Below are 26,704 nucleotides of genomic sequence, written 5' to 3' on the forward strand. Positions count from 1 at the left end.
GCTATTGCAAATAACGGTGCAAAATCAGCTCCACTACCGTCATCGACTAGAATAATGTCAAACATTTGATTTTCCTTATCCCGAATATTTTTCAAAAGTTCCAACAAACGGTCATCAGGTTCATAGGCAGGAATGACAATAACAACATCTTGAAACATCATCGACGTTCTCCTTTCTGACTTTTATTTTCGTACATTTTCTTATCAGCTATTGCAAATAACGGTGCAAAATCAGCTCCACTACCGTCATCGACTAGAATAATGTCAAACATTTGATTTTCCTTTCTGACTTTTATTTTCGTACATTTTCTTATCAGCTATTGCAAAAAAATCAACGAAGTTTTTATGTGATTGATAAGAGTCCGTATAAGCACCTAAAGATGCTGTAATCCCCATATCTTTGAGAGTCATTTCTGCTTGAACAAGTTTTATTAAAAATTCAGCTTGATTTTCAGAAACTCCAGGGAGTAAAACCGCAAATTCATCTCCACCTAACCTTGCTATTACAGCACTTTCAGGCATTATCTTCGTTAAAATATCACCAAATTCAATTAGAATCTTATCTCCCGTAGCATGTCCAAAGGTATCATTTGCTTCTTTGAATTTATCCAAATCAGATATAATAACCGTAATTTGTTCTTCTTTACGTGTCAGACATTCCTCAAAAGCAAGCTCAATATATCGTCGATTATGAACCCGTGTTAAAACATCTTCGTATGCCATCCTCTGTATTTCAAGTTCATGAAGTCTCTGCTCTGTAACATCAAGAACAAAACAAAAAACACCAATCACTTTTTGGCGATTGTTATAAATGGGAGAATACATATTTTGCCAGTAAAGCGTTTTGTCGCCTGTCTTAATAGTATCCATAAATATAAATGTTTCACCCTTTTTCGCACGATCAACATTTGCTTTTAAACGCGCAGCATCTTCACTATTAAGATAATTCATTGGAAAGTCACCAATTTTGGGAGTGAAATAAAAGATTTCTTCCATGAGCCGAATATCATTCTTATTAACCGCAATAAAACGATAATCTAAGTCTACAGCATAGACGTTAATAAGTTTCGAACTCTGTAAGATAAAGTGGGATAGCATATGCTGTCTTCGATTAAGGTAAGATGCTAGGGTCCAAAGAACTAGTATTCCTATAAAGATTGCTAAAACGATGGGATTATCATGGTCAATCAAAACATCATCATACACTAAGCGCATTAATAACATTAACGCAGCAAAAATACTTAAGTATGTTAACAATCTTTGATGCTTGATTAAAAAATCACTTACTTTTCCTAATACCATTACAGTCTCACCATTCTAAGTAGTTTTAATACCTTCAGCATCCAAACTGTCTGTAACAAAACGTCCTGTAAAACCACCGATGAAGCCCGTAGCAGTATTGTCAATTCCTAAACGTTGTAGAATACGGCTGACATTAATACCCTTACCGCCAGCGAATTTATCATCACTCTCTATACGGTTAACTTCACCAATCTCTACCTTGTCGATACGAACAATGAAGTCGATTGATGGGTTTAGCGTCACAGTATAAATCATACTTCAATAACCCTCGTTTTCTCTTTTAATTATTTAAGGAGCCCTTCTTCCGAAGCATTTGTGATTATGGTTACTTTCTCAACCTCGGCTACCTTAGCATAGGTTGAGAAAGTTTAGAAGCATCAGCTAGAACATAGGCTTTTTGCGCATTAGCTATCACTGTTCGTTTAATGACCGCCTCTTCCATATCTGGCGTTGTGAAATAATTGGCATCAACTCCATTAGCACCAATGAAAGCACAATCAAAATTCAGTTGTCTGATTTGTTCCAGAGCTGTACTTCCAATAGAGGCATCTGTTGAATGTTTAACCTTACCACCAATAATCCTAGTACTAATACCGAGATCTACCAGCTTAACAGCATGATGGATAGAATTAGTCACAACCGTCACCTGACGATTCATTTCCTCTGGATATGGTGAATATTTGTCATAAGTTCTAAGCCCAGCCTCAACGTGACCAATACTTACTTTATTGTAAAATGCAACCAATCCAGCAGCAAAAGTTGTTGTAGTATCACTATGAACTAAAACCAAATCAGGTTGTTCTTTCTTAACAACTGGATCAAAATTAGCCAAAATTTTAGAAGTAATTTCCTGAAGTGATTGATTTTTTTCCCATGATATCCAAATCATAATCAGGAACTATTTCAAAAGTCTCCAAAACCTGGTCAAGCATTTGACGGTGTTGAGCTGTGACTACTGTAATAGTATTAATGGTTTCTTGATGTTTTTTTCAACTCAAGAATTAACGGCGCCATCTTAATTGCCTCTGGTCTTGTCCCAAAGACAACCATAATATTTAATTTTCCCATAAGATCCCCCCCTATGACCTATACGAAATCAATATAATATTGACAAATAAGACTCTACATTATCACTTTATTATCCCCAATAAAAAGGAAAATGAGTTATCCTTTCTCCAAAAGCATTAAAGGGAATGCCCTCGCTATTGGTCTTGTTTTGCAAATGATGTAAAGTAGATAAAGAAAAAGGTCTCAATAAAAAGACTATCATTACGTATAAAATTCAAGAAGTAAGACAAGAAAACTAAGTCATATCATCCAAGGATATCAATTGTTTTGAGATTTTCTAGTCTTCTCCCCCGAATTTAAAAATACACTATTTAATAAATAAAAAAACTGCAGGAGAAAAAACGCTTTGCTAATAAAAGTGTTTTTGAATCCAGCAGTATTGCTAATTTACATATATTTCATAAAAACTTCTCCCCATTTTAAAGAGCGTCCCCTTTACTTACGCTCTATCCCCATCTTACAAATCAAAACATCGGTATGATAACCCTATCCCAATACCATATCACATAGCACCAAGTACCAACAAGTAATCATTCAACTCTCCCCAAAAGAGTCAAAATATTACAAACAGGTTGGCTTCGAGTTACTACTACCCATGTTCCCTATTCATATAGACGCTATAATTATAGCATGTTATTTTTATTTTTCAACCTTCTTTCAATTTTTTATTATTTTAATGTATGTGATAAGCATTATAATGAGGTCGTTTGAATTAAGCACTCCTACTTAACAAATACTAATCAAATGATATTTATCTATATTTTAATAAATAATAATTAAACACCCTTTGGCTTTTAAATGGATTTGCATAAAAAAATCAGAATTCCTATTAAAATTCTGATTCAGAATGAAGACAAACATCGTTTTTGATGTTTGTCTTTTTTTATATTCACACTTAATTCTCCCATAATCCAATAATATTGAGGTATTTGGATAAAATAACAGGTCTTCCCTACCATCATTTTTACCAATTTTTTGATATTTAGACATGCCAAAGTAAGCCCAACCTTATCTTCCATTTTGGACTTTCCTTTTTCTCTGGTATAACGCAAGTTATGATATTCTTTAGCTGTTCCGAATAAACGTTCTATCGTTTCTTTCCGGTGTTGGTACCGTTCCTTCATCCCACTTTGATGACGGATATCTTCACAGATTTCTAAGGCATCTTTCCAAATATGACGCACAACAACTTTTTGGTGCTGGCGACTTTCAGTACAAATCGCTAACAAGGGACAGGTCTTACAAATTTCGGGATTACTTTTATATTCTCTATAACCTTCACGTGTCGTTGTACGGTAAGTTAATACCTGGTTCTCTGGACAAAGATAGCAGTCAAAATGCTCGTCATAGACAAAGTCTTTAGGACGTAGAAAGCCTCTCTTACTCTTGGCCTAGTGTAAGGGAATACTGGCGTAATCTCTTTTTCTAAAAGAAACTTGGCAATACTAGGTGTTTTGTAGCCTGAATCCGCAATAATGAATTCAGGGGAGAAGGGTTCTAACTTGGCGAAAAGAACAGGAAAGGCCTGACTATCATGGATGTTACCTGCTTCAACTGTATAAGCCAAGGCCCAACCATGTTTATCACAAGCTACCTGAGCATTATAAGCGAAGACTTCCTTGTGTTCTCCCTTGTGAAACCAACCACTATCTGGATCAGTCGTTGATTGTTTCTTAGATTTAGCTTCGCCTTTTTTGGCGGGCTTTAAGAACTTTTTTGCATGCTTCTTCCTGTCTAAATTAATCTCAACATCCAGTTGTTCACTCATGAATTTAGCTTTTTGATCAACAACAACATTTTTGTACTTATGATTATTAGCAGCTGCCTTGATATGTGTCCCATCGATGAAGATTTCTGAGGGATCAATGAGCCCCGCCTCCAAAACGTGATGAAGCACATGACTAAAAATGTGTGCTAACAATTCTTTATTTTGAAAGCGTCAGCTATAGTTCTTACCGTAAGTTGTAAAATGTGGTACCTTATCATCCAGAGATAAGCCAAGAAACCAACGATAAGCCGTATTCACCTCGATATCCTTGATGGTTTGGTGCATAGAACGAATGCCATAAAAACATTGAATCAAAGGAATCTTAACTAACAAAACAGGGGCTAGACTAGGGCGACCATTATCTGAAGAATAACTATCCTCAACAACATCATAAATAAAAGAAAAATCAATCGTTTCTTCAACTTTTCTTAGAAAATGGTCTTTAGGCACAAGTTCATCAAGTGTATAGAAACCTATTTGACGACGATTATATTCAGGATTATCTTTGTGAAACATAGGAGTACCTCATCAAATACCTTTTCTTTTATTATACTCCTTCGAAGCAAGAAAAGTCCCCAGAAGTATAACTTCTGAGGACTTTGTCTTCAATCAGATCTATTTATTTTTTATGAATAAGTTGTACAACCTTGCTAAAGGTTGATATAAAGCTATTTATAAATAACTTGGACACAAACCGTGTCCAATCAGATTTTACGATAAAAAGGTAGAGAAAAAGGTAGAGTTTGAATTGAAATACAGTGCAATAAACTGCAATTGACAAAAAGAAAAAACGCTTGAAATCAGCGTTTTTCTTTTGTATTGATTCGTATTGAATCCTTATTTTACCTCAGTAAAGATTACGTGTTTACGCAATTTTGGTGAGTATTTTTTCAATTGAAGACGGTCTGGAGTGTTACGTTTGTTTTTTGAAGTAAGGTACAAGCGTTCACCAGATTCTTTGTGTTCAAGTGTAATATTTACGCGCATGGTATCTCCCTTCTATTATTTAGCTGCGTTAGCTTTAGCGATTTTACGTCCTTTGTAGTATCCTTTAAGTGATACACGGTGTGAACGTGAGTAATCTCCAGTTGTTTCGTCAAATTGTACTGATGGAGCAGTCAATTTGTAGTGTGTACGACGTTTGTTTTTCTTCGCTTTTGAAGTGTGACGTGCAGGTACTGCCATTTCTTTATTTCCTCCGAATTAATATTTATGTTCTTGATTTTAAATCAACTATAACAGAATAACATATCTTTTTTGTAAAGTAAAGTTACTTGACAAAAAACTTCTCAAGAAAACATATAGTTAAAAACTATACAATTTGATAGTAAATACATATTTCACAGCTATAACAGCAAGTGCTAGAATAGGCTTATTATTACATTAAATGAAAGAATAAAAAGGAGTAAATAACTATGAGTAAAGTTCATTATCATTTTGATCATGTTGGTTCTTACCTTCGTCCACAAGCTTTAAAAGAAGCACGTGAAAAATTTGCCAATGGTGAGATTTCGCAAGAGGAATTGTTGAAAGTACAAGATGAATTGGTTAAGGAATTGGTTCATCATGAGGTAGAAAATGGCCTTCAAGTCGTTTCTGATGGTGAATTTGGTCGTTCTTGGTGGCACCTTGACTTCCTATGGAACCTAACTGGTTTTGAAGCTTACCAACAAGAGGATTCATATAAATTCCATGGAGCTAAGACACGTACAACTAACGTTCGTATCAATGGTAAAATTGCTGAAAATCCTAATCATCCTTTCTATCGTGACTTTGAATATCTTAAATCAGTGACTCCTGAAGGAATTACTCCAAAAGTAACTATTCCAAGTCCATCACTCATCATTAACCGTGACCACCGTAGTGATCTTTATGCTGATTACTATGATTCATGGACAGATTTCCTTGATGATTTGGCTAAAGCTTACCATGATACCATCCAACATTTCTACGATTTGGGTGCACGTTATGTACAATTGGATGATACGACTTGGGGTTATTTGATTCAACAGTTTGAGAATGAAAAAAATAATCCTGAGAAAACAGCTGAGTTGGCAAAAATTGCTGAGGATGATGTATATACTATCAATAAAGCTTTGGAAGGTCTTCCAGAAGATTTGACTTTGGCTACTCACATTTGTCGTGGGAACTTTAAGTCAACTTATCTTTTTGAAGGTGGCTATGATTCAGTCGCTAAATATCTTGGTCAATTGAACTATGATATCTTCTTCTTGGAATACGATGATGCGCGTTCAGGTAGCTTCGCACCACTTCCAACGATTTGGAATAACCGTGATCATGTTGAATTGGTACTTGGTGTGATTACTTCTAAGGATCCAGCTTTGGAAGATGTAGATGCTGTTATTGCTCGTATCCATGAAGCGGCTGAACTTGTACCACTTAAGAACCTTGGTATCTCAACTCAATGTGGTTTTGCCTCAACTGAAGAAGGTAATATCTTGACTGAGCAAGATGAGTGGAATAAATTGAAATTGATTAAAACAATTACTGATAAAGTTTGGTCATAATAGAAAAAATGCAGAGGACGGGCTCAGCCTGTTCTCTCTTTTTATGAATATAGAAAGGAAGTGTCATGAATTATAAAGAGACAGGTCAGAAGATTTTAGAAGCTGTAGGAGGAAAGGAGAACGTTCAGAATCTAACACACTGTGCTACACGTTTACGTTTTACCTTAGCAGATGATTCTAAAGCTGATGATGAGGCTGTTAAAGCTATCGATGGTGTGGTGAGTTTGGCTAAGAGTGGTGGCCAGTATCAAGTTGTTGTTGGGAGTGATGTACCAAATGTATACCGCGCTTTAGAAGGTTTATTGGATCTGGATGAAGTATCTAAGGAATCATCGGAAAAACAAGATAGAACTCCTCTTCAAAGCTTTTTAGCTCTTATTTCTGGGATTTTCACCCCAATCTTACCAGTAATTACAGCAGCAGGGATGATCAAGGCCGTTTTGTCCCTTTTGGTTGTCTTTAAGGTAGTAGCTGTAGATGATGTTAACTATCAAGTTCTTAATTTTATTGGCGATGCTGGATTTTATTTCTTACCTGTATTTTTAGGTGCCTCAGCAGCTCGACAGTTTAAGACGAATGCTCAATTGGGGATGTTGATTGGTGCTATTTTATTACACCCAACTTTTACTCAGATTGTGACAACTGCCAAGGAATCAGGTCATGGCGTCTCTTTCTTTAGTATTCCTCTTACATTAACTTCTTACTCATCAACGGTTATCCCTGTTATTTTGGCAGTTTGGTTTATGAGTTACGTGGAGCGCTTTGCGATTAAAATTTCACCAAAAGCTGTGAAGTTTTTCTTGGTTCCTATGATTACGACCTTAATTACTGCAATCGTAACACTTTAGATTTTAGGTCCAATTGGTGCTGTCATTGGTAACTGGTTGGGTGACTTCTTTAAGTGGTTGGAAAACTTTGGCCCATGGGTTGTTCCGACAATTGTAGGAGCAACCTTCCCGTTAATGGTTACAACAGGAACTCACTATGGCTTAGTATCCATTGGAATCAATAACCGTATGACTATTGGTTATGATACGATTGCACAGCCAGGTGCTTTGGCTTCAAATGTGGCTCAGGGTGGAGCAGCCCTTGCTATTGCTTTAAAAACTAAGGATACCAATAAAAAAGCTCTGGCTTCATCTGCTGGGATTACTGCGATTTGTGGAATTACGGAACCGGCTCTTTATGGGGTAACTTTACAAAATAAAGCAGCCCTTATAGGATCTATTGTTGCCGGGGGAGTAGGTGGCTTCTTCCTTGGTATTTTAGGTGCGAGAAATTTTGCGGGTGGTTCCCCAGGTCTCTTGACGATTGCTGCGTATATTGGTGAAGATACACTTAAATATTTTTACACAGCTATTGCAGGTCTTGTAATTTCTGTTGTGGTATCTTTCATTGTGACCTTCATTCTTTATAAGGAAGATTAATGATTGTGGCAGGCCGAGAGGTCTGTTTCTTTCTGACGTTGAAAAATCCTCCACCATTTCCCAAAAGCTATATAAATTATGATAGAATAGAGTGATTATATCTGTAATAACGGAAAAGGAGGGCAGGTCTATCTGAGGCCTGTATCATCATTATGAAACTTCAAAAACCTAAGGGAACGCAGGATATTTTACCTGCGGATAGTGCCAAATGGCAGTACGTAGAAAATGTTGCACGTGAAACATTTAAGAAATACAATTATGGTGAAATTCGTACACCTATGTTTGAACATTACGAGGTCATTTCACGTTCAGTAGGTGATACAACTGACATCGTTACTAAGGAAATGTATGATTTTCATGATAAGGGAGACCGTCATATTACACTTCGTCCAGAAGGAACAGCACCGGTTGTACGCTCTTATGTAGAAAACAAACTCTTTGCGCCAGAGGTCCAAAAACCTGTTAAAGTTTATTATATTGGATCAATGTTCCGTTATGAACGTCCTCAAGCAGGACGCTTGCGCGAGTTCCACCAACTAGGTGTAGAGTGCTTTGGATCAAAAAATCCTGCAACAGATGTTGAAACCATTGCTATGGCCTACCAACTCTTTAATACGCTTGGCATTAAGGATGTTACCCTTCATTTGAATAGCCTTGGAAATACTGAGAGTCGTCTGGCTTATCGTCAGGCCTTGATTGACTATTTGACACCAATGCGTGAAAGTTTGTCAAAAGATAGTCAACGTCGTTTGGATGAAAATCCTTTGCGAGTACTCGATTCAAAAGAAAAAGAAGATAAGGTTGCCGTTGAAAATGCTCCATCTATCCTTGATTATTTAGATGAAGAAAGTCAAGCGCACTTTGACGAAGTACGTACCATGCTTGATAGTCTTAACATTCCTTACGTGATTGATACTAATATGGTACGTGGTCTTGATTACTACAACCACACGATTTTTGAATTTATTACCACTATTGATAAGTCTGAATTGACAATTTGTGCAGGCGGTCGTTACGATAGTTTGGTTGAATACTTCGGTGGTCCAGAAACAGCTGGTTTTGGTTTTGGACTTGGTTTAGAACGCTTGCTTTTGGTTCTTGATAAACAAGGTATTGAGCTTCCGGTGGAAGAAAATCTGGATGTTTACATTGCAGTACTTGGTTCAGGTGCCAATGGCAAAGCTCTTGAGTTAGTTCAAGCTATCCGCTATCAAGGATTTAAGGCTGAACGTGATTATCTTGGACGTAAGATTAAGGCACAATTTAAGTCAGCAGATACCTTCAAGGCCAAGACGGTTATCACATTAGGTGAGAGTGAAGTGGAGTCAGGTCAGGTTAATGTCAAAAATAATGCTACTCGTGAGGAAGTTACTGTAAGTTTCGAAGAGCTAACTAAAAACTTTGCTGCAGTCCTCGAACAGTTAGAAAAGTAGGGGGCGTATGGTTAGTATAGTTGATATGCTCAAACGGAGTGAAAAGTTCAGTTTGGCTTTTGATCGCAGTATGTCCATTCGTTTCCAACAACAGTTTTGGCAGTTGATTGCCTTTCTTGATAAACATGATATTACTTGGTTTAATGATGAGCCTGCAAGTGATCATGCGATGTGTCAGCAATTACTTGGTCAAGTTTGGCGTCAGGATTGTCAAGATGTGGTCTTGAGTTTTGAAACCCAGGAACGTTATTTGGGATGGCAGGTAGACGAGGAAACTGATGAACTTAGTGTTATCATTGAAGATGTTTACGGATTCCGTTGGAATAGTTTACTTGACTTAGAAACAGCCGATTATCGTTTTGAAGATTTTGAAGAGTTTGCTGAGGATTACGTGGATACTAGTGATTTGTTGAAACAATTTGGCAAATAGTTTTATAAAAAAGAAAGTCTATTAAAATTCTAACCTGAAATGGGTGGGGTTTTGATGGGCTTTTTGCTATAATAGTTAAGACTAAAAAATTAACGAAAGAAGTGTATTTATGGAACGTTCTATGTATGCCGGACGTGTTCGTAGTGAACACATCGGAACTACTATTACTTTGAAAGGTTGGGTATCTCGCCGTCGTAACCTCGGAGGTTTGATTTTCATCGATCTTCGTGACCGTGAAGGTTTGATGCAGTTGGTTGTTAACCCTGAAAATGCGGATGCTAATGTTGTTGAAACAGCTGAAAGCTTGCGTAGCGAATTTGTTATTGAAGTAACAGGAACTGTTGAAGCGCGTGAACAAGCTAATGATAACTTGCCTACAGGTGCTGTCGAACTTAAAGTTGAAGACCTTAAAGTCCTTAATACTGCCAAAACAACACCATTTGAAATCAAAGATGGTGTTGAGGCTAGTGATGATACACGTATGCGTTACCGCTATTTGGATCTTCGTCGTCCAGAGATGTTGGAAAACTTTAAGCTCCGTGCAAAAGTAACTCACGCCATCCGTAATTATCTTGATGACTTGGAATTTATCGATGTTGAAACACCAATGTTGACAAAATCTACACCAGAAGGTGCTCGTGATTACTTGGTTCCAAGCCGTGTTAGCCAAGGTCACTTTTATGCTCTTCCGCAAAGTCCTCAAATCACTAAACAATTATTGATGAATGCTGGTTTTGACCGTTATTATCAAATTGTTAAGTGTTTCCGTGATGAAGATTTGCGTGGAGACCGTCAACCTGAGTTTACACAAGTTGACTTGGAAACGTCATTCCTTAATGAGCAAGAAATCCAAGATATTACAGAAGGATTGATTGCTAAGGTTATGAAAGAAACTAAAGGAATTGAAGTTACACTACCATTCCCACGCATGTCTTACGATGATGCCATGAATAACTATGGTTCTGACAAGCCAGATACACGCTTTGACATGCTTTTACAAGACTTGACAGAGGTTGTCAAGGGTGTAGACTTCAAAGTGTTTGCTGAAGCGCCAGCTGTTAAGTCAATTGTTGTCAAAGGAAATGCAGACAAATACTCACGTAAAAGTATTGACAAGTTGACAGAGTTTGCCAAACAATTTGGCGCTAAAGGTCTTGCTTGGGTTAAGATGACTGACGGAGCTCTAGCAGGTCCAGTTGCTAAATTCTTGACAAGTATTGAAGATAAGTTGACAGATGCTTTACACCTTGAAGAGAATGATCTAGTTCTTTTTGTAGCAGATACACTTGAAATCGCTAATAACACACTTGGTGCTTTGCGTAATCAAATTGCTAAAGAACTTGACATGATTGACAACACTAAGTTCAACTTCCTTTGGGTTGTCGATTGGCCAATGTTTGAGTGGTCTGAAGAAGAAGGACGCTATATGTCTGCTCACCACCCATTTACTTTGCCAACAGAAGATTCTGCAGCAGAGCTTGAAGGAGATCTTTCCAAGGTACGTGCTGTAGCTTATGATATTGTCTTGAATGGTTATGAGCTTGGTGGAGGAAGTCTACGTATCAATCATAAAGACCTACAGGAACGTATGTTGAAAGCCCTTGGTTTCTCTGAAGAATCAGCCTATGAGCAATTTGGATTCCTTCTTGAAGCTATGGACTATGGTTTCCCACCACATGGTGGTTTGGCTATCGGTCTTGACCGTTTTGTTATGCTTCTTGCAGGTAAAGATAATATCCGTGAAGTGATTGCCTTCCCTAAAAATAATAAGGCATCAGATCCTATGACTCAGGCCCCAAGTCTTGTGGCTGATAAACAGTTGGAAGAACTTGCCCTTCATGTAGATTTAGAAAATGAATAAAGCACCTCTTCATAAACATGTTAAATTTGTAGCGAAAAAGTCTGCGAAGAAAATGGGCGTTTTGCAGGCTGTACGTAGTATTTCCCGTGAAAAATATACTGAAAAAGTCTCAGCTTCTTTACTTTATGGTCTCTTATCGTCAATCGCCGTTAATTTCTTTTTTCAACCTGGACATGTTTACTCCAGTGGAGCAACAGGTTTGGCACAGGTTTTATCGGCATTGAGTGTTAGAACTTTGGGCTTTGAGATACCAGTATCATTGACTTTCTATGCGATTAATATCCCTCTCTTGATTATGGCTTGGTACAAGATTGGCCATAAATTTACAATCTTTACCTTCATTACAGTAACGATGAGCTCCCTTTTTATTCAGGTGATGCCACATGTAACCTTGACAGAGGATCCTTTGATCAATGCTATCTTTGGTGGTTTGGTCATGGGTACGGGGATTGGTTTCGGTTTAAAATCACGTATCTCTAGTGGGGGGACGGATATCGTTAGCCTCACTATTCGTAAGAAAACAGGTCGTGATGTTGGTAATATCTCCTTGATTGTCAATGGAATTATCATGGTTTTTGCGGGCATTCTTTTTGGTTGGAAATATGCTCTTTATTCAATGGTGACTATTTTTGTTTCTAGTCGAGTTACAGATGCGATTTTCACAAAACAAAAGAAAATGCAGGCTATGATTGTCACAAGTAATCCTGACCCAGTTGTAAGGATGATTCAGAAGAAACTCCACCGTGGAGTAACGCTGATTAATGATGCGGAAGGGACTTATAATCACGAAAAGAAAGCAGTATTACTGGCGATTATTACGCGTGAAGAGTATACTGACTTCAAGCATTATATGAGAAAGGCAGATCCCAAAGCCTTTGTCTCCATCGCAGAAAATGTACATATTCTAGGTCGTTTTGTTGATTTAGATGACTAACAAAAAAAGGAAGTTGACGAACGTTAGCTTCTTTTTTGTTGGAGAGAATTCTTGACGAAATGCCTGCTTGACTTTACAATATCAGTATGATTAGATTTTTAATTCCAACCGCAAAAGAAATGAAGGCCAGTAAGGAAGTTTCGTCTCAAAAATTATCCGAAAAGAGTGCGGCTATCCTAACTGAAATGGCAAAATTGTCCACAGATGAATTATCCACAGCTTATAAAATAAAGCCTGAGCAGGCTGAGAAAGAAAAGCAGCGCTGGGCTGCGATTTTATCGGGAGAAGCGAAAACCTATCCGGCTATCGAGCTTTTTAATGGACTGATGTATCGTCACATCAAACGTAGTGACTTATCCACATGTGAAAAAGAATTCTTAGACCAACAAGTATTTATCACATCTTCTTTTTATGGAATCATTCCCGCTTTTTACCCGATTCAAGAACATCGTCATGACTTTCATACGAAGATTAAGGTTGATGGTCAGTCCTTAAAAAACTATTGGCGTGCTGAATATGATCAATTTTTAGAGGAGAGTCAAGTTCCGGTTGTTTCTTTGCTTTCAAGTGAATTCGAGGATGTTTTTAGTCCAACTCTTCGTAAGCAGTTATTCACGGTTAGTTTTATGGAAGACCGCAATGGGGTTCTTAAGACTCACTCTACGATTTCCAAAAAGGCAAGAGGGGCTTTTTTGACAGCTGTTATGGAGGAGAATTGTCAAACGATTAATGATTTACGAAAATTGTCTTTTGATGAGTTTAATTATCGTGAGGATTTATCCTCTAATAATGAGCTAGTTTTTGTTAAAATTGCATAAAAAGTCTGAGTTATAAGCTCAGACTTTTTTATAGCATATCTTTACGATCGACTTGTTCATAGTTCGTTTGACCGTCATTTAGCTTGTCCCAAATAACGACTTCTCCTTGATTAAGAGATTTTTTGACATCAATAATACGTTGATTAGATGATCCTCGAAACTGGAGCATAAGGTTCTTTTTAGTGATGTCAAAGCGGCCGTCAACGAGAATGTCAACGAGTTGAAGAAGTTCTAGTTTATCAGGAGTTTCAAGCATCAACTCCTCCCAAGTATAACCAGTCCAAGACCAGATATCTTTTTCCGGGAGTTCCTCACGAATGCGTTTGACTAGGGGAATGAGAATTCCTGTGTTTAGGAAGGGTTCACCACCAAGTAGCGTGAGACCTTGTACGTAAGGTTGAGCTAGATCCCTCATGATTTGTTCTTCAAGTTCTTTAGTATAGGGAATTCCTGCCTTAAAGGACCAGGTGGCAGCGTTATAGCATCCCTCGCAATGAAACATGCAACCAGAGACGTAAAGGGAGTTACGCACGCCTTCACCATCAACGAAATTAAAAGCTTTGTAGTCAATAATACGTCCTTGGCTAAGTTCTTCAGACTTCCATTCCTGTGGTTTTGGTGTATTCCATGTCATGATTCTACTCCAAATCTATCCAATAGCGCTCAGTTTCATGGCGAATGTTCTCCAACTGGCCACCGTTGGCTAATATAACAGCTCGACTAGCAGGATTCTTGATACTACAAGTGACCAGAGCACGATGAATATTCTTGTCTTTAGCTACTTGTAAGCCTTGACGGAGTGATTCTTTCGCATAACCCTTTCCTCGTTCGGATGGACGGATAGAGTAGCCAATATGGCCCCCTTTTTCTAGTAAGTAGTCATTTAATCGGAGACGAAGGTTGAGGAAACCAAGAGCATGATCCGCTTCGTCAAAACTAACCAGCTGGATAGCAGGAACCCAGTTTTCAGGAATATTGAGTCCCGCTTCCGCTTGAATATTTTCTTCCAGCCACTCTTCATAAACAAAATTGTCGGGGTTCCAAAATCCACCATCATGAGCAGATTGCTCCCTTTCAAATTCAGCCATCATCTCTAAGATAGCTTCTTTATCTGTTTGACTCGGTCGGCGTAAGATCATATTATTTCTTCTTTCCAGCTTTTTTCAAAAGGGCTTGGACACGTGCTTTTTTATCGTTTTTTACAGTTGCATTTTTTTCGTGGTAACGTTCCACTTGTTGCATACCTTTATAATCTAACTGATATTTTCCCATTATATTCCTTTCTAAAAATGAAATAAGCAAAGCAGTTGGAAGGTATCATCCAGCTGCTTCTAGTTTATTATAATGTATTCTAGGTCTTATTAAAGGTGTTTACCTTCATATTTTATGGTTGAACCGTTCATGTGTTTGACTCGAGCAGAGATTTCTTTGTGGCGTCCTTTAACCATTGGGCGTGCCTGTGGATTTCCTAGATAGCCGCAAGTACGTTTGACAACATCAACTGTTTTAGGATCTGTGTTGCCACAGTTAGGACACATGAATCCACGTTCTGTTGGGGTGAAGTCCCCTTCAAAGTCACACTTGTAGCATTTATCAATTGGAGTATTCGTTCCGAGGTAACCGACACGGTCATAAGCAAAGTCCCAGACAGCTTCGAGTGCCTTTGGATTTTGCTGGAGAACTGGATATTCGCAGTAATGGATGAATCCACCAGTTGCGCCAGCTTCGGGGTAAGCTTTTTCGAATTCTAATTTTTCAAATGGTGTTGGATTTTTACGAACATCGTAGTGGAAAGAGTTGGTGTAATACTCTTTATCTGTGATATCAGTCACGACACCGAACTTTTCAGTATCCAAACGACAGAAACGATCCGTCAAACTCTCTGATGGTGTTGAATAAACAGAGAAATGATAATCATATTCGTCAGACCAACTTTCACAAGCATTTTTCATAGATTTAACGATATCTAACGTGAATGCTTTGGCTTCTGGATTAGTCTCCCAGTCACTACCATAAAAAACGGATGCTACTTCATAAAGCCCAATATAACCAAGTGATACAGTTGCACGACGATGTTTGAAGAGTTGATCTACATTATCGAATTTACCTAGACGTTGGCCAAAGGCCCCGTACTGATAAAGAATAGGTGCATTAGCAGGTGTAGCTTCTTTGACACGTTCAACTCGGTAGACGAGTGCATCTTTGGCAATTCCCATTCTTTCTTCAAAAATTTCCCAAAATTTATCTTGGTCTCCCTTAGATTCTAGGGCAATTCGAGGAAGATTAAGGGTTACAACACCCAGATTCATTCGTCCAGAATTAACTTCAACACCATTTTCATCCTTCCACCCCTGGAGGAAGGAACGACATCCCATAGGAGCCTTAAAGGAACCTGTCAATTCAACGATTTTGTCATATGACAAGACATCTGGATACATACGCTTTGTTGCACATTCAAGAGCTAGTTGCTTAATATCGTAGTTAGGTGAGCTAGGCTCTAAGTTAAGTCCACGTTTTAAGGTAAAAATGAGTTTAGGGAAAATGGCTGTACGGTGCTCGGAGCCAAGTCCTAAAATACGAACTTGTAGGATAGCCTTTTGGATTTCACGCTCAAACCAGTTTGTCCCTAAACCGAAACCGAGGGAGGTAAAGGGAGTTTGTCCATTCGAAGTGAAAAGCGTATTAATCTCGTATTCAAGAGATTGCATAGCATCGTAGATATCTTTACGCGTTTTGGCGCGTGCATAGTCTTCACGTTTTTCTTCAGCTACCCACTCTTTAGCATCAGCTAAGTGTTTTTTGTAGTTAAGTTCTGCGTAAGGAGCTAAAAACTCATCGATACGGTCTGCAGTACAGCCACCATATTGACTAGAGGCAACATTTGCGATGATTTGTGAAATTTGTGCTGTTGCAGTTTGAATGGATTTAGGACTTTCAACTTCAGCGTTACCAATTTTAAAACCATTTGCCAACATGCCTTTGAAGTCAATCAAACAACAGTTGGTCATAGGTGTGTAAGGGCTGTAGTCTAAATCGTGGAAATGGATATCTCCCTTTTGATGAGCATTTGCTACGTGTGGAGGAAGCATCTTAAGTCCTACAGATTTTCCGACAATTCCTGCGGTTAAATCACGTTGCGTATTGTAAAGATCGCTATCTTTATTAGCATTTTCGTGAACAACAGCCTGGTCTTTATTAACAAGTTTACTAATGGTGAAATTGATGTCAGTAGCCTGAGAACGCTCAAAATCACGTTTGGTACGATAGTTGATATATTCTTGAGCGATAGCATATTCGTTAGCTTCGAGTAACTCGTGCTCTACTATGCTTTGGATTTCATATATTTTGATATTTTGAGTGAAGCGGTCATTGATTTCAGCAACAATACGGTTGGCAATTCCCTCCAACTTTGCTTCAATCAAGGGTGTGATAGGTGTAATAGCTTCACTTGCTTTTAGGATAGCCTCATATATTTTACTTGAATCAAAGACAACCATACGACCATCACGTTTGATGACTTTGATATCAGGGTTGATTGTAACCTTTTCTTTTTCTAATGTAATCATCTAAAAATCACCTCGCTACTAATTATAGCACTAGGCAAAAAAAAATCAATATATTGTGGTATATTTTTATCTCAACCACTATATATTGATTTTTTGACCTATTTTAGGACGTAAACAGTGTATCGTTCAACGCCTTTTACAGGGGCTTTTTTATAGTTTTTTGAAAGTGTAGATTTAACATCAGAAGGTAGTTGTGTATCTTGTTGGACAACGATATATTGTGCTGAATCTTGGATAATAGTATCTGAGAGAGCTTTCTGATGACTAGATTTAGCTGTGTTAAGTTCTGGAAGAACAAATTGTGAGGCTGCTTTACGACCGCTTTCCAAATAAATTTTTGCTGATGAATCGTAAACGTAGATAGTTTCATCCTTCTTAGTATTTTTAGCGAGGTAATTTGCAACAGTACTACGTTCAGTATTATTTCCTAAATTAAATAGGAATATAATGATTGGCATCGCGAAAGCAAATGCAAAGACTGCAATAGGTAAGAAGTAATTACGACTAAGGAAGATACCAAAAACTTTAAGTGTGTGAATCTGGTTACCATTACGACGTCGGTGAGAAGTTCGCTCTGCTCTCTTTTTAATAGCATCATCTAAAGAAAGTGCTGTCAAGACTAGACCATAAGGTACGATGTTGAGAATACTGTAAAGCCCAAAGCTTTGAGAGAACAAGCTGTAAACTACTGTAAAGATAAAACTAAGGAGTAGTACCCACTTGATGCTCTTATCTTTAGCATCGCCAAGAAGGTGGTTGCTTGTAGTCAGTGCACCAACAAGTAATCCAGAGCCTATAACAGCAAAACTTTGGTAAGCTAACGTAAGTAGAAAGTCATTTTTTTCTACAGCGAGTTGTGTAAAGTTGTAAACCAAAACTTGGTTAATATAGTCCGATGTAATTTGTAAATTTAGGATAAAGTAAAGACATAGATACAATACTAGAATGTTACCAAAAATAATACAAAGAACTTGATAAAAACCACGAGCAAAGTGTTTGTTGACAAGGTTGTAAACGAAGATTGTCACAAGTGACAATATCCAGAAAATAAGAGTTCGAGCTTCAAAAAGAGCTCCCGCAGTGCCAGCGAAGCCGTAAAGAATAAAGGCTTCATCACGACTGTGACCCGCAAAGTAACGAGTTAAGAAGAAGATGGCACCTAGGACAAAAGGCATAGCAAATTGGATAGGGTAGAGACCACCAAAACCAAGTGTTCCATTAGTGACATAGAAAATAATACTAATTAGAGTGGCAATTTCCTTCTTGTTTGTCATGTGCATGACAGTCTTGTAAAGGTAACTTCCAGAAAGATAGTAGGTAAGGAATTGAATAGGAATCAGCCAAAGAGTTGATCCTAAACGGAAAGCCAGAGAAACTAGTAAGTAATAAAAGAAGCCGCCTGTCGCAAAAAAGTCAGAGTAGGGTAAGCTACCATTGGCAAACATTTTTGCAATGTAAAGGTTTTGAGACTGTATATTATTGGCAAAGTCTGTAAAGCAGGGAACTGCTATACTAAAAATACTTAAGATCAAACTGAAAATCAGGATATGACCTTTATGCTTCCATGGAAGTGAGATCTTAGTTTTTTTCTCTATTTGAGAAGAATCTGATTCTTCGGTATGTCCTTGAATTGTCACTTCAATCTTTTCGAATTGACTATCTTGTGTATGAGATCGATGGTGGCTTCGATGATAACCTTGGTAGCCACTTGAATCTACAGTATTGTCTTCGTTGTATGGACTCACAATTAAACTCCTTTGTTGACATTTGGAAAGTTATAAATAGAAGGGTCTTGCCTCCTAATTGTCTTATTTAAAGTATATCAGATAATACCATTTAGTCAATTTTCCTCTAATTTCTTACATTTAATAAAAAATATCTAAAAAAGAGACTGAGATACAATATCCCAATCTCTTTTTAACAAGCCATTTCTTTGCCTATGGCATTGATTATTTTTTAGTTTTCATCGATGAAGCTATTGAAAACTTCTTCAATCATATCCCATTCAGCATCTGAATCTTCAGGGATTGGTTGAAGGTCGCCTTCAGTACCGTCTTCATTTTCAGTGAATGAGTATGCTTGGATTTCAATTTCTCCATTAGCATCTTCTTCAGCACCAGCTGGTACCAAAAGAACATAGTTTTTACCAAATTCTTCGCGTCCATCAATAGTCAACAAGATTTCAAAAAGTGTTTCATTTCCTTGTTCGTCTACTAAAGTGATGACTTCATGATCATGGTTGTGGTCGTGATTGTGTGACATATTGTTCTCCTTTTTGTAGAGAGCACTGAATAGTGAGGAAATCTAGTATATTGCTTGGCAGTTTACTAGATTGTCACTTGACTATTAGGTCTCTATTACACTTTCTTAAAACATTCGATCGAGGTAGTTTTGTAGAATAAGTTGGGCAGCTAATTTATCAATAACTTTTTTACGTTTACCACGGCTGATATCTGCTTGTTCAACCAACATACGCTCGGCTTGAACAGTTGTCAAGCGTTCGTCTTGGTAATCTACAGGAATTCCAAAGATTTCCTTGATTTTGTAACCATAGGCTTTGCTTGCCTCAACACGTGGTCCTTCAGTGTTATTCATATTTTTAGGAAGACCAACAACAAATTTTTCTACCTTATATTCTTTAACGAGCTCGCCTAGTCGGTCGAAACCAAACTCTTCAGCCTCCTCGTCAATTTTAATAATTTCAACGCCTTGGGCTGTAAAACCGAGGGGATCACTAATCGCAACTCCTACTGTTTTTGAGCCAACATCAAGTCCCATTACTCGCATTAGAGGTCAATTCCATTTCCTTTAAGATAATAGCGAACGAGTTCTTCAACGATTTCATCACGTTCGTATTTACGAATCTGGTTACGGGCGTCATTATAACGCGGAACATAAGCAGGGTCACCGCTCAGAACATAACCGACGATTTGGTTGATAGGATTATAACCTTTCTCAGCTAACGAACGGTAGACATTTGTCAAAGTATTACTGATTTCATCTTTGCTACCGTCGTCTAGGTTGAAACGAACAGTTTCATCTGTAAATCCCATACTGACACCTTCTTTCTATAAGAATTATCTGTTAGTTCTTTATTATAACATAAGTATAGCCAAAAGGGAAAGACGATGAACAAAAAAAGAGACGACTGAAGCCATCTCTCTTAATATCCAATAAGATTAAACGCGTTCAACTTTACCAGATTTAAGCGCACGAGCTGAAGCCCAAACTTTTTTAGGTTTACCATCAACAAGGATAGTAACTTTTTGAAGGTTAGGTTTAACGGCACGTTTAGTTTTGTTCATAGCGTGTGAACGGTTGTTTCCAGAAACAGTTTTACGTCCTGTAAAGTAACATACTTTAGCCATTTCGTGTTTTCCTCCTAGGTAGAATTTATTACGGATGTGCTAGCACCACATACCAAAACATTCTATCATAAGAATTTAGGTTTGACAAGAACTATTTATAATTTCTTTTTATAACAAAATAGTATATGCTTATTATAATAAGAAAAAATCAGTTAAAAAAGGAGAGAAGATGCCAGATAATCTTGCTCTACGCATGCGTCCACGTACAATTTCAGAGGTGATTGGTCAGAAGCATTTGGTTGGTGAAGGTAAAATTATTCGCCGTATGGTAGAAGCGAATATGCTGTCGTCAATGATTCTCTACGGGCCACCAGGAATCGGGAAGACCTCAATAGCTAGTGCTATTGCAGGAACAACAAAATTTGCTTTTAGAACCTTTAATGCTACTGTTGATAGCAAGAAACGCCTACAGGAAATTGCGGAAGAGGCTAAATTTTCAGGTGGCTTAGTTCTGCTTCTAGATGAGATTCATCGTTTGGATAAAGCTAAACAAGACTTTTTATTGCCACTCTTAGAGAATGGTAATATTATCATGATTGGGGCTACAACGGAGAATCCGTTTTTTTCTGTCACACCAGCCATCCGTAGTCGTGTACAAATATTTGAGTTGGAACCACTCTCTAACGAGGATATTAAGGAAGCTATACTAGGTGTTCTAGAGGACAAGGAGCGTGGCTTTGACTTTGATGTCCAGTTAGATGAGGATGCTCTAGATTTTATTGCTACGGCTACTAATGGTGATTTACGTTCGGCTTATAATTCCTTAGATTTAGCTGTCATGTCGACGCCAGCTTCAGAAGATGGGCTTCGCCATATTACTTTAGATACAGTGGAAAATAGTTTACAACGTAGCTATATCACCATGGATAAAGACGGTGATGGACACTATGATGTACTTTCTGCTTTGCAAAAATCTATTCGAGGCTCTGATGTTAATGCCAGTCTTCACTATGCAGCACGTTTGGTTGAAGCAGGAGATCTCCCTAGTCTAGCACGACGCTTGACTGTGATTGCGTACGAGGATATTGGTTTAGCTAATCCTGATGCGCAAGTTCACACGGTTACAGCTTTGGAAGCTGCACAGAAAGTAGGTTTCCCAGAGGCGCGTATTTTGATTGCCAATGTAGTTGTTGACTTAGCTTTATCTCCTAAGTCGAATTCGGCTTATATGGCTATGGATGCTGCCTTGGCAGACCTTAGAAAATCAGGGAATTTACCTATTCCTCGTCATTTGAGAGATGGACACTATGCTGGAAGCAAGGAACTGGGCAATGCACAAGATTACAAGTATCCCCATGCTTATCCTGAAAAGTGGGTCAAACAACAATATCTTCCGGATAAATTAAGAGGTGTGAATTATTTCCAACCCAATGAAACCGGGAAATATGAAAGAGCTCTTGGAGCTAATAAAGAACGGATCGATAAGTTATCTAGGTAATACGAGAGGAATCAACGAAAACGATTGCAATAAAATTGATTTTTCCTCTTGCAATAATTTTCAAAAGTGGTATTATAAAAACATAGAAATTGCTGTGGTATACGAATCCACATATAAGTGTTGACCGACTAATTTTTGTATTATCGGGAGACAGAGGTCTATTAACAGTGTGCAGGCTGGCTCACCCAGAAGCAACTGAAGTTAGTAGCGAGTCGCCCACCTGCTTTTTTACGTCGCGGGTTCAATACAAACGGTGGATCATCGGTACCAATACAGCATCCAGCCTCCTTAGCTCAGTTGGTAGAGCAGTGGACTCTTAATCCATGGGTCACAGGTTCGAGCCCTGTAGGGGGCATCAAACTCCAACAGTAAAAGCCTTGATAACCAAGGCTTTTTTGCTTGTCTTAAGAGCATTTGCCCCATCGTTTGCCCCACATTTTTTTATGAGCAATCTTTCCAGATATCTCTGATTTGATTAAATTCCTCAAAAATTTTCTCTTCTAAAGTGTGTCCATATACTTCTACCAACATTGAAATATCTCTATGCCCTAGAATTTTTGCAATAACTCCAAGGTCAAACCCTTTGTGCCAGAGGTAGCTTCCATAGGTGTGACGTGCTCCTTTTGTCGTGATAATTGGATAAATGTCCAACTCATTTAAGAGAACACTCAAAGCTTTATTGACGCTTGCAATATCTGGAACTGAATGAATATATCCAAAATGTTGAAAGATCATTCGATATCGATTTTTGATTCCTAACTCCATGTTTGCTCTTTCTTGCTCCGTTTGTAAAAGGCGCAAAATTTTGATACATTCTTCGTCTATCGGTACCATACGAATAGACGTTTTGTTTTTTGGAGGGACAAATTTATGAGAAAGGGTATTAAACCTCCTATATGTTTTTAGCAGTCCTCTGTCAAAGTCAACTTCATTCCAAGTTAACGCTATTAACTCTCCAAACCTCATGCCTGTTTTTAATAGAAAATAGATGATATAAGGAACAATTGAACGTTGGTAATCAAATTTTTTCTTTACTGCTAAAAGTAAATCCAGATAGTCCCTTTCTGTATGTAAATATTTCTCTTCTGTCATCTGTTGTTCTTTGGATGAAAATAACTCGACATGTTGTGTAAAATCATCTATTAGAACTTTGTCGGCAATTGCCATTTGGATGCTCTGATGAATCCCAGTATTCAATCTACCAAGAAAATTTCTACCAACTGTTTGTCCATACTTATTCATAATTCTTTGGTATTCACTCGCACGAATTTGAGTGACTTTTTTATTTCCAAATAATCTTTCAATTGTGTTTTTACGGAGAAGATATTTTTTCTTTGTCTCTTCCGATCTACTACTCGGTAGAATTTTTAGTTCAAGCCATTCTTGATATAGATCGACAAGAGAAATATCTCTAGAAATTCTTTTCCCTAAACGAAGTTCTTGCAGAATCGGTTCAGCTTCTGACTCTGCAAGTTTTTTTGTTTTAAAACCGCTATTATGAGCAACAGTTTTTCCTTCGTTACGAATTTCATAGGTCCATAAGTTACTATCTCCTCGCTTTCGATAACGAACACTTGCCATATTACGCCACCTCTGTTCCTAGAATCTCATTTACAACACTTTTTGGAACAACCATCAAACGTTTGCGATTATAAAATGTATAGCCTCGTGATACAAGTAATTCTCTTGCCTGATGAATGATATCATTCGCTGTATGAGGGCGATAGCCCATTTCAATTAATTCTTTGTTACTAATTAAATTATTATCCATAGTTATCCTCCTTAATTATTTTCTAAATTCAGAAACTCGCCTACAAGTAGTTTTAATTCTGTATTTAATTTAGGGAGATTCTGTATTAATACTTCTTTTAATTCTTCCGCAAATTGGTTCGTTTCTTCTCTCAATAATTTGCGGACTCTTGTTTTTTTCTTTTTGATGCTGTCAGATTTTAAATTTGGAAAAGCTAATGATAACAGTTCAGGATTATTGAGAAAGATAATTGTAAATGCTCTTTGCTCTACTCGAATATGTTCTAGCTTATAAAATCCGAAATTATCAAGTCGATTCATAATATCTTGGACCATCTCCTCACCAATCGCTTTGGTTCTGAGTTGGAACTCCAGTCTCCACCAAAACGGATTTACAGCCAAATCTAGCTTCTCTTCGCGCTTATGAGCAATGATTTCTTTGTTCTTATCATATAACCTAACTTGTACATTACTACCGCTAGAACCCCAATATTTCGTCTCTAATTCGCCCCCTCGACCATAGAAGACCTTATGGGTAACACCACCTTTAATATGTTGCAAATTAACGATTTCAGGCCTGTTAAAAATGTCAAATGCCAAATCAAAACGAGACAAACGTACCGTCAATGAATTCAATCTAGCAAAGTACATTAATTGTCGCCATACTTTCATTCCATCAAATTCTTTTAAAGTATTAGGATTGAAATCAATTCGAATCAATTGTTCACCTCCATAAGTGGATAATTGAAAAAATATAATATTGATCGAATCATACTCATTAAAAACTTTAGCTAAAGTAAAGACATCATCTCGAACATTATCATATATTTCAAATGAGTCAACTCTTGTACTTATTGCCTGTTTCAGATTTTTGAAAATTCGTCTTAGGGAACCAGTGTCTGTATCCCAGATAACCGTTAATCTATCAATACTGACATCTAACATCTGTACTAATTCTCCTATTTCACATCGTTCTTGAATGCTTCTTAAATCTTGTAAAGAAACCAACAAAATTGTCCCCCCTTCTTTTAGATTTTTTAGGTCTCAGAAACACCGTCAAATCAACGTTTGCTCGTTCCGTCGTTCTTTGGACGTTGTCCTAAGTGTACCTTTTTGCTGGCTGTTAGAATAGCCAGCTTTTGCTTGGCTAGAAATTGTCTGGACGACAGTCTGCAGGACTTCGCCTGACTTCCCGTCAGGCTCGTCCCTTGACCTTGTCCACACAATTTCTAGCTCCAAGGCTTCGAATAGTCATAAGTCATAGTCTCGCCCTCAACTTCCTCCTCACTCACTGTCCTTAAACTTACGAACCATTTTGTATAGTTTATAACTTGTTTATAAGTTATAAATATATTTTATAAAAATTATTTTGGATAGTCAACTAAAAACTTGATTTGTAAGTTTATAGGTGATAAAATAAGTTAAAAATAAAATTAGGAGTTTCCCATGACCTTTATTATTCAAAATTTTGGACCCAATTTGGCACGACTACGCATAGAAAAAGGAGTAAGTCAAACTCAACTTGCGGAAGATTTAGGAATCGGTAAACAGTCCATCTCTGATTATGAAAAACAAAAAAGCTATCCTACCTTTGCAAATTTGGATAAGATAGCAGAATATTTTAACGCAACTCCAACCCAACTATTTGGAACTAGTAAAGAGATTGAGTTAGAAAAGAGTGTTCTTGAATCGAATGAATACTCTGATAAAGTAAGTGAGATTTTAAAAGCTGTCAAATACATCGAGCATTTCCTACATACTAATGGACAACACTTAGAGGATTTACTTTACCTAACAAGAGGCAACCAACTATACACAGAAGATGGAGAAGAGTTGTATATTGATCCAACTTCTCAGAAAAGAACATTTCATACCCAATATGAACCTGGTTTTATTGTAGCAAGAGAAAAATCTCCACTAGAACTCTTGATTGAAAATAAGGAATTGTTTGATAAATAGAAAAAGCGAGGATAACCTCGCTTCAGATTGAAGTTAAAATCTTTAGAAGACACTTTTATAAGGACTTTGTCTTCAATCTGTGAAAAGGAGTGGAAACTCCTTTTCTTTTTGTAAGTCAGACTGAAACTTCCAAATTGTTTATTTATTTTATTGACATTTTCTATAAAAATAAGTATAATAGTTTAATTATCAGACTATACTATATAGGGGGTATTGAAATGAAATTTTCTAATCGTTTACTGCTATTCCTTGCAGGAGTTGTTTTTGTCCTTTTAGGACTTTTCCTATTTACAAACCCAGTAGCTAATCTTGTTGCTTACAGCTGGTGGATTTCATTTGGTTTACTGGTTTCTTCTATAGCAGCTATTTTAGGCTATTTCTCTGCACCAAAAGAGCTTCGCTCACCTGTTTATCTTTTCCAAGGGTTTGTTAGTCTTCTCTTAGCTCTTTACCTCGTTGCTTATGGCTTTGTGACCCTGCCGGTCGTCATTCCGACCATTGTAGGAATTTGGTTAATTGTAGAAGCCATTATTGCTTTCTTTAAAGGCAATCGTCTAGGATTGATTTTCCCTATTATTGGTAGCAATATCACGTGGGTAGCCTTGCTTGTATTTTTACTAGGTCTAGTGATTCTGTTCAATCCAGTGGCTACAGGTGTCTTTGTCGTTTATGTCATTGCCTTTTCATTTTTAGTTACTGGCTTCACCTACATTATTGAGGCCTTTCGTAAATAGTCTAGTTGCTATTTCTATCGCATTCAAAAAAGCTGGGAAATCATATTCTCAGCTTTTTTGTCTCTTTAATTATCACTTTTTCGCATTCCATTCTGCGTAGAATTGCTCCAAGTATTCTTCCAAAAAGTGATGGCATAGTGCTCTAGCATTCGATAAGTTGCAATAATAACCGGTCGAGAACGGGGCATCGACTCAATCATACCGAAAATAAAAGAGCGAATGTTATCTGCAAAAAGAAAGCTTAGATTCTTTGCGATTTCAACAAAAAAAGCACTGTTTGTACTGATCCCAAAAGTTAGATTTTTTCTGTCTAACTTTTGGG

General features: G+C 37.5%; 26 protein-coding genes, 1 tRNA gene, 1 other RNA gene and 5 pseudogenes. 12 read left to right on the plus strand and 21 right to left on the minus strand.

Annotated features, from left to right (window positions below; translation table 11 throughout):
* The 8 genes and pseudogenes from H7T99_RS10750 to rpmF form a co-directional block, all read right to left on the minus strand.
* Nucleotides 1–161 (minus strand): glycosyltransferase family 2 protein (locus H7T99_RS10750; protein WP_201035959.1); only part of this gene is annotated, 161 nt, incomplete at its 3' end.
* Between the two features lie 102 nt (nucleotides 162–263).
* Entirely contained in the window at nucleotides 264–1,301 is a 1,038-nt protein-coding gene (locus H7T99_RS05165) for a GGDEF domain-containing protein (protein WP_014635176.1), read from the minus strand.
* 21 nt (nucleotides 1,302–1,322) lie between these two features.
* Nucleotides 1,323–1,556, minus strand: a pseudogene (locus H7T99_RS05170) (PfkB family carbohydrate kinase); the annotation flags it as partial.
* 29 nt (nucleotides 1,557–1,585) lie between these two features.
* A pseudogene (locus H7T99_RS05175) lies at nucleotides 1,586–1,968 on the minus strand (UDP-N-acetylglucosamine 2-epimerase); the annotation flags it as partial.
* Nucleotides 1,942–2,369: pseudogene (locus H7T99_RS10570) on the minus strand (UDP-N-acetylglucosamine 2-epimerase); the annotation flags it as partial. The pseudogenes H7T99_RS05175 and H7T99_RS10570, both read right to left, overlap by 27 nt.
* Nucleotides 2,370–3,198: 829 nt before the next feature.
* A pseudogene (locus H7T99_RS05180) lies at nucleotides 3,199–4,653 on the minus strand (IS1182 family transposase).
* Nucleotides 4,654–4,974: 321 nt separating this feature from the next.
* Nucleotides 4,975–5,124 carry a 50S ribosomal protein L33 gene (gene rpmG / locus H7T99_RS05185; RefSeq protein ID WP_002262412.1) on the minus strand — a complete coding sequence of 50 codons (150 nt, stop codon included), beginning with the start codon at nucleotides 5,122–5,124 and terminating at the stop codon, nucleotides 4,975–4,977.
* Between the two features lie 15 nt (nucleotides 5,125–5,139).
* On the minus strand, nucleotides 5,140–5,322 hold the full coding sequence (rpmF, locus tag H7T99_RS05190; RefSeq protein WP_002885630.1) for a 50S ribosomal protein L32: 183 nt from the start codon (nucleotides 5,320–5,322) through the stop codon (nucleotides 5,140–5,142).
* Between the two features lie 230 nt (nucleotides 5,323–5,552).
* Between rpmF and H7T99_RS05195 the strand changes: the two genes are divergently transcribed.
* The 7 genes and pseudogenes from H7T99_RS05195 to yaaA all read left to right on the plus strand — a co-directional run bounded on the left by H7T99_RS05195 (nucleotide 5,553) and on the right by yaaA (nucleotide 13,568).
* Nucleotides 5,553–6,665 (plus strand): vitamin B12 independent methionine synthase, encoded by a 1,113-nt coding sequence (locus H7T99_RS05195; protein WP_022496170.1) that lies wholly within the window; start codon nucleotides 5,553–5,555, stop codon nucleotides 6,663–6,665.
* Nucleotides 6,666–6,730: 65 nt separating this feature from the next.
* Nucleotides 6,731–8,092 (plus strand): annotated as a pseudogene (locus tag H7T99_RS05200) (PTS transporter subunit EIIC).
* Nucleotides 8,093–8,244: 152 nt separating this feature from the next.
* Nucleotides 8,245–9,525 carry a histidine--tRNA ligase gene (hisS, locus tag H7T99_RS05205; RefSeq protein WP_002885861.1) on the plus strand — a complete coding sequence of 427 codons (1,281 nt, stop codon included), beginning with the start codon at nucleotides 8,245–8,247 and terminating at the stop codon, nucleotides 9,523–9,525.
* 7 nt (nucleotides 9,526–9,532) lie between these two features.
* Complete coding sequence (locus H7T99_RS05210) at nucleotides 9,533–9,955, plus strand: hypothetical protein (protein WP_037601262.1); 423 nt, start codon at nucleotides 9,533–9,535, stop codon at nucleotides 9,953–9,955.
* 109 nt (nucleotides 9,956–10,064) lie between these two features.
* Entirely contained in the window at nucleotides 10,065–11,816 is a 1,752-nt protein-coding gene (gene aspS, locus H7T99_RS05215) for an aspartate--tRNA ligase (protein ID WP_037601265.1), read from the plus strand.
* Nucleotides 11,809–12,750: a YitT family protein gene (locus H7T99_RS05220; protein ID WP_002885781.1), complete on the plus strand. Its 942-nt coding sequence runs from the start codon at nucleotides 11,809–11,811 to the stop codon at nucleotides 12,748–12,750. Before aspS ends, H7T99_RS05220 begins: the two co-directional genes overlap by 8 nt.
* 86 nt (nucleotides 12,751–12,836) lie before the next feature.
* Nucleotides 12,837–13,568 (plus strand): peroxide stress protein YaaA, encoded by a 732-nt coding sequence (gene yaaA / locus H7T99_RS05225; RefSeq protein ID WP_002885850.1) that lies wholly within the window; start codon nucleotides 12,837–12,839, stop codon nucleotides 13,566–13,568.
* A 28-nt stretch (nucleotides 13,569–13,596) separates the two neighbouring features.
* Here yaaA and nrdG read toward each other — a convergent pair whose 3' ends face one another.
* The 9 genes from nrdG to rpmB all read right to left on the minus strand — a co-directional run bounded on the left by nrdG (nucleotide 13,597) and on the right by rpmB (nucleotide 20,502).
* Nucleotides 13,597–14,202 carry an anaerobic ribonucleoside-triphosphate reductase activating protein gene (nrdG, locus tag H7T99_RS05230; protein ID WP_002885801.1) on the minus strand — a complete coding sequence of 202 codons (606 nt, stop codon included), beginning with the start codon at nucleotides 14,200–14,202 and terminating at the stop codon, nucleotides 13,597–13,599.
* A gap of 4 nt (nucleotides 14,203–14,206) precedes the next feature.
* The gene (locus tag H7T99_RS05235; RefSeq protein WP_002885693.1) at nucleotides 14,207–14,707 is read right to left on the minus strand and encodes a GNAT family N-acetyltransferase; all 501 of its coding nucleotides are present in this window, start codon (nucleotides 14,705–14,707) and stop codon (nucleotides 14,207–14,209) included.
* 1 nt (nucleotide 14,708) lies between these two features.
* A complete protein-coding gene (locus H7T99_RS10575; protein WP_002885877.1) occupies nucleotides 14,709–14,840 on the minus strand; it encodes a hypothetical protein in 132 nt (43 codons plus the stop codon).
* A gap of 89 nt (nucleotides 14,841–14,929) precedes the next feature.
* Complete coding sequence (gene nrdD, locus H7T99_RS05240; protein ID WP_002885751.1) at nucleotides 14,930–17,134, minus strand: anaerobic ribonucleoside-triphosphate reductase; 2,205 nt, start codon at nucleotides 17,132–17,134, stop codon at nucleotides 14,930–14,932.
* A 98-nt stretch (nucleotides 17,135–17,232) separates the two neighbouring features.
* Entirely contained in the window at nucleotides 17,233–18,879 is a 1,647-nt protein-coding gene (locus H7T99_RS05245; protein WP_037601268.1) for a hypothetical protein, read from the minus strand.
* A gap of 211 nt (nucleotides 18,880–19,090) precedes the next feature.
* A complete protein-coding gene (locus tag H7T99_RS05250) occupies nucleotides 19,091–19,396 on the minus strand; it encodes a DUF1292 domain-containing protein (protein ID WP_002887079.1) in 306 nt (101 codons plus the stop codon).
* 105 nt (nucleotides 19,397–19,501) lie between these two features.
* Nucleotides 19,502–19,921 (minus strand): Holliday junction resolvase RuvX, encoded by a 420-nt coding sequence (gene ruvX / locus H7T99_RS05255; RefSeq protein ID WP_022496180.1) that lies wholly within the window; start codon nucleotides 19,919–19,921, stop codon nucleotides 19,502–19,504.
* Nucleotides 19,921–20,187, minus strand: coding sequence for an IreB family regulatory phosphoprotein (locus tag H7T99_RS05260; RefSeq protein ID WP_002885737.1), 267 nt, complete (start codon nucleotides 20,185–20,187; stop codon nucleotides 19,921–19,923). Before H7T99_RS05260 ends, ruvX begins: the two co-directional genes overlap by 1 nt.
* A 126-nt stretch (nucleotides 20,188–20,313) precedes the next feature.
* Nucleotides 20,314–20,502: a 50S ribosomal protein L28 gene (gene rpmB / locus H7T99_RS05265; protein WP_002885786.1), complete on the minus strand. Its 189-nt coding sequence runs from the start codon at nucleotides 20,500–20,502 to the stop codon at nucleotides 20,314–20,316.
* Between the two features lie 169 nt (nucleotides 20,503–20,671).
* Here rpmB and H7T99_RS05270 point away from each other — a divergent pair, with 169 nt between their 5' ends.
* The 3 genes from H7T99_RS05270 to H7T99_RS05280 all read left to right on the plus strand — a co-directional run bounded on the left by H7T99_RS05270 (nucleotide 20,672) and on the right by H7T99_RS05280 (nucleotide 22,295).
* A complete protein-coding gene (locus tag H7T99_RS05270) occupies nucleotides 20,672–21,940 on the plus strand; it encodes a replication-associated recombination protein A (protein ID WP_002885641.1) in 1,269 nt (422 codons plus the stop codon).
* A gap of 86 nt (nucleotides 21,941–22,026) precedes the next feature.
* Nucleotides 22,027–22,222: non-coding RNA, 6S RNA (ssrS, locus tag H7T99_RS05275), on the plus strand.
* Nucleotides 22,223–22,295: transfer RNA gene (locus H7T99_RS05280), tRNA-Lys, on the plus strand.
* 86 nt (nucleotides 22,296–22,381) lie between these two features.
* On the opposite strand, the gene H7T99_RS05285 is transcribed toward H7T99_RS05280, so the two are convergent.
* The 4 genes from H7T99_RS05285 to H7T99_RS10670 are packed head-to-tail and all read right to left on the minus strand — an operon-like array spanning nucleotide 22,382 to nucleotide 24,928.
* Nucleotides 22,382–23,521, minus strand: a complete 1,140-nt coding sequence (locus H7T99_RS05285; protein ID WP_037601275.1) for a site-specific integrase — start codon at nucleotides 23,519–23,521, stop codon at nucleotides 22,382–22,384.
* Nucleotide 23,522: 1 nt separating this feature from the next.
* A complete protein-coding gene (locus H7T99_RS05290; protein WP_000369785.1) occupies nucleotides 23,523–23,711 on the minus strand; it encodes a DUF3173 domain-containing protein in 189 nt (62 codons plus the stop codon).
* Between the two features lie 11 nt (nucleotides 23,712–23,722).
* Nucleotides 23,723–24,700 (minus strand): replication initiation protein, encoded by a 978-nt coding sequence (locus H7T99_RS05295; RefSeq protein ID WP_037601278.1) that lies wholly within the window; start codon nucleotides 24,698–24,700, stop codon nucleotides 23,723–23,725.
* A gap of 45 nt (nucleotides 24,701–24,745) precedes the next feature.
* The gene (locus H7T99_RS10670) at nucleotides 24,746–24,928 is read right to left on the minus strand and encodes a hypothetical protein (protein WP_080702562.1); all 183 of its coding nucleotides are present in this window, start codon (nucleotides 24,926–24,928) and stop codon (nucleotides 24,746–24,748) included.
* Between the two features lie 207 nt (nucleotides 24,929–25,135).
* Between H7T99_RS10670 and H7T99_RS05300 the strand changes: the two genes are divergently transcribed.
* Both H7T99_RS05300 and H7T99_RS05305 read left to right on the plus strand, forming a co-directional pair.
* Nucleotides 25,136–25,648: a helix-turn-helix domain-containing protein gene (locus H7T99_RS05300; protein ID WP_037601283.1), complete on the plus strand. Its 513-nt coding sequence runs from the start codon at nucleotides 25,136–25,138 to the stop codon at nucleotides 25,646–25,648.
* Nucleotides 25,649–25,866: 218 nt separating this feature from the next.
* The gene (locus H7T99_RS05305) at nucleotides 25,867–26,382 is read left to right on the plus strand and encodes a DUF308 domain-containing protein (RefSeq protein ID WP_037601286.1); all 516 of its coding nucleotides are present in this window, start codon (nucleotides 25,867–25,869) and stop codon (nucleotides 26,380–26,382) included.
* Nucleotides 26,383–26,704: the final 322 nt, after the last annotated feature.

Source organism: Streptococcus sp. 17.1, assembly GCF_016648655.1.
GTDB lineage: Bacteria > Bacillota > Bacilli > Lactobacillales > Streptococcaceae > Streptococcus > Streptococcus salivarius_E.

Excerpts from the sequence above, each read along its gene's own strand:
- ruvX (WP_022496180.1), bottom strand. The coding sequence starts at position 19,921 with ATGCGAGTAATGGGACTTGATGTTGGCTCAAAAACAGTAGGAGTTGCG.
- aspS (WP_037601265.1), top strand. The coding sequence starts at position 10,065 with ATGGAACGTTCTATGTATGCCGGACGTGTTCGTAGTGAACACATCGGA.
- nrdG (WP_002885801.1), bottom strand. The coding sequence starts at position 14,202 with ATGACATGGAATACACCAAAACCACAGGAATGGAAGTCTGAAGAACTT.
- H7T99_RS05195 (WP_022496170.1), top strand. The coding sequence starts at position 5,553 with ATGAGTAAAGTTCATTATCATTTTGATCATGTTGGTTCTTACCTTCGT.
- H7T99_RS05220 (WP_002885781.1), top strand. The coding sequence starts at position 11,809 with ATGAATAAAGCACCTCTTCATAAACATGTTAAATTTGTAGCGAAAAAG.
- rpmF (WP_002885630.1), bottom strand. The coding sequence starts at position 5,322 with ATGGCAGTACCTGCACGTCACACTTCAAAAGCGAAGAAAAACAAACGT.
- H7T99_RS05210 (WP_037601262.1), top strand. The coding sequence starts at position 9,533 with ATGGTTAGTATAGTTGATATGCTCAAACGGAGTGAAAAGTTCAGTTTG.
- H7T99_RS05305 (WP_037601286.1), top strand. The coding sequence starts at position 25,867 with ATGAAATTTTCTAATCGTTTACTGCTATTCCTTGCAGGAGTTGTTTTT.
- H7T99_RS05285 (WP_037601275.1), bottom strand. The coding sequence starts at position 23,521 with ATGGCAAGTGTTCGTTATCGAAAGCGAGGAGATAGTAACTTATGGACC.
- H7T99_RS05250 (WP_002887079.1), bottom strand. The coding sequence starts at position 19,396 with ATGTCACACAATCACGACCACAACCATGATCATGAAGTCATCACTTTA.
- rpmB (WP_002885786.1), bottom strand. The coding sequence starts at position 20,502 with ATGGCTAAAGTATGTTACTTTACAGGACGTAAAACTGTTTCTGGAAAC.
- rpmG (WP_002262412.1), bottom strand. The coding sequence starts at position 5,124 with ATGCGCGTAAATATTACACTTGAACACAAAGAATCTGGTGAACGCTTG.
- H7T99_RS05300 (WP_037601283.1), top strand. The coding sequence starts at position 25,136 with ATGACCTTTATTATTCAAAATTTTGGACCCAATTTGGCACGACTACGC.
- H7T99_RS10575 (WP_002885877.1), bottom strand. The coding sequence starts at position 14,840 with ATGGGAAAATATCAGTTAGATTATAAAGGTATGCAACAAGTGGAACGT.
- hisS (WP_002885861.1), top strand. The coding sequence starts at position 8,245 with ATGAAACTTCAAAAACCTAAGGGAACGCAGGATATTTTACCTGCGGAT.
- yaaA (WP_002885850.1), top strand. The coding sequence starts at position 12,837 with ATGATTAGATTTTTAATTCCAACCGCAAAAGAAATGAAGGCCAGTAAG.
- H7T99_RS05165 (WP_014635176.1), bottom strand. The coding sequence starts at position 1,301 with ATGGTATTAGGAAAAGTAAGTGATTTTTTAATCAAGCATCAAAGATTG.
- nrdD (WP_002885751.1), bottom strand. The coding sequence starts at position 17,134 with ATGATTACATTAGAAAAAGAAAAGGTTACAATCAACCCTGATATCAAA.
- H7T99_RS05235 (WP_002885693.1), bottom strand. The coding sequence starts at position 14,707 with ATGATCTTACGCCGACCGAGTCAAACAGATAAAGAAGCTATCTTAGAG.
- H7T99_RS05290 (WP_000369785.1), bottom strand. The coding sequence starts at position 23,711 with ATGGATAATAATTTAATTAGTAACAAAGAATTAATTGAAATGGGCTAT.
- H7T99_RS05260 (WP_002885737.1), bottom strand. The coding sequence starts at position 20,187 with ATGGGATTTACAGATGAAACTGTTCGTTTCAACCTAGACGACGGTAGC.
- H7T99_RS05270 (WP_002885641.1), top strand. The coding sequence starts at position 20,672 with ATGCCAGATAATCTTGCTCTACGCATGCGTCCACGTACAATTTCAGAG.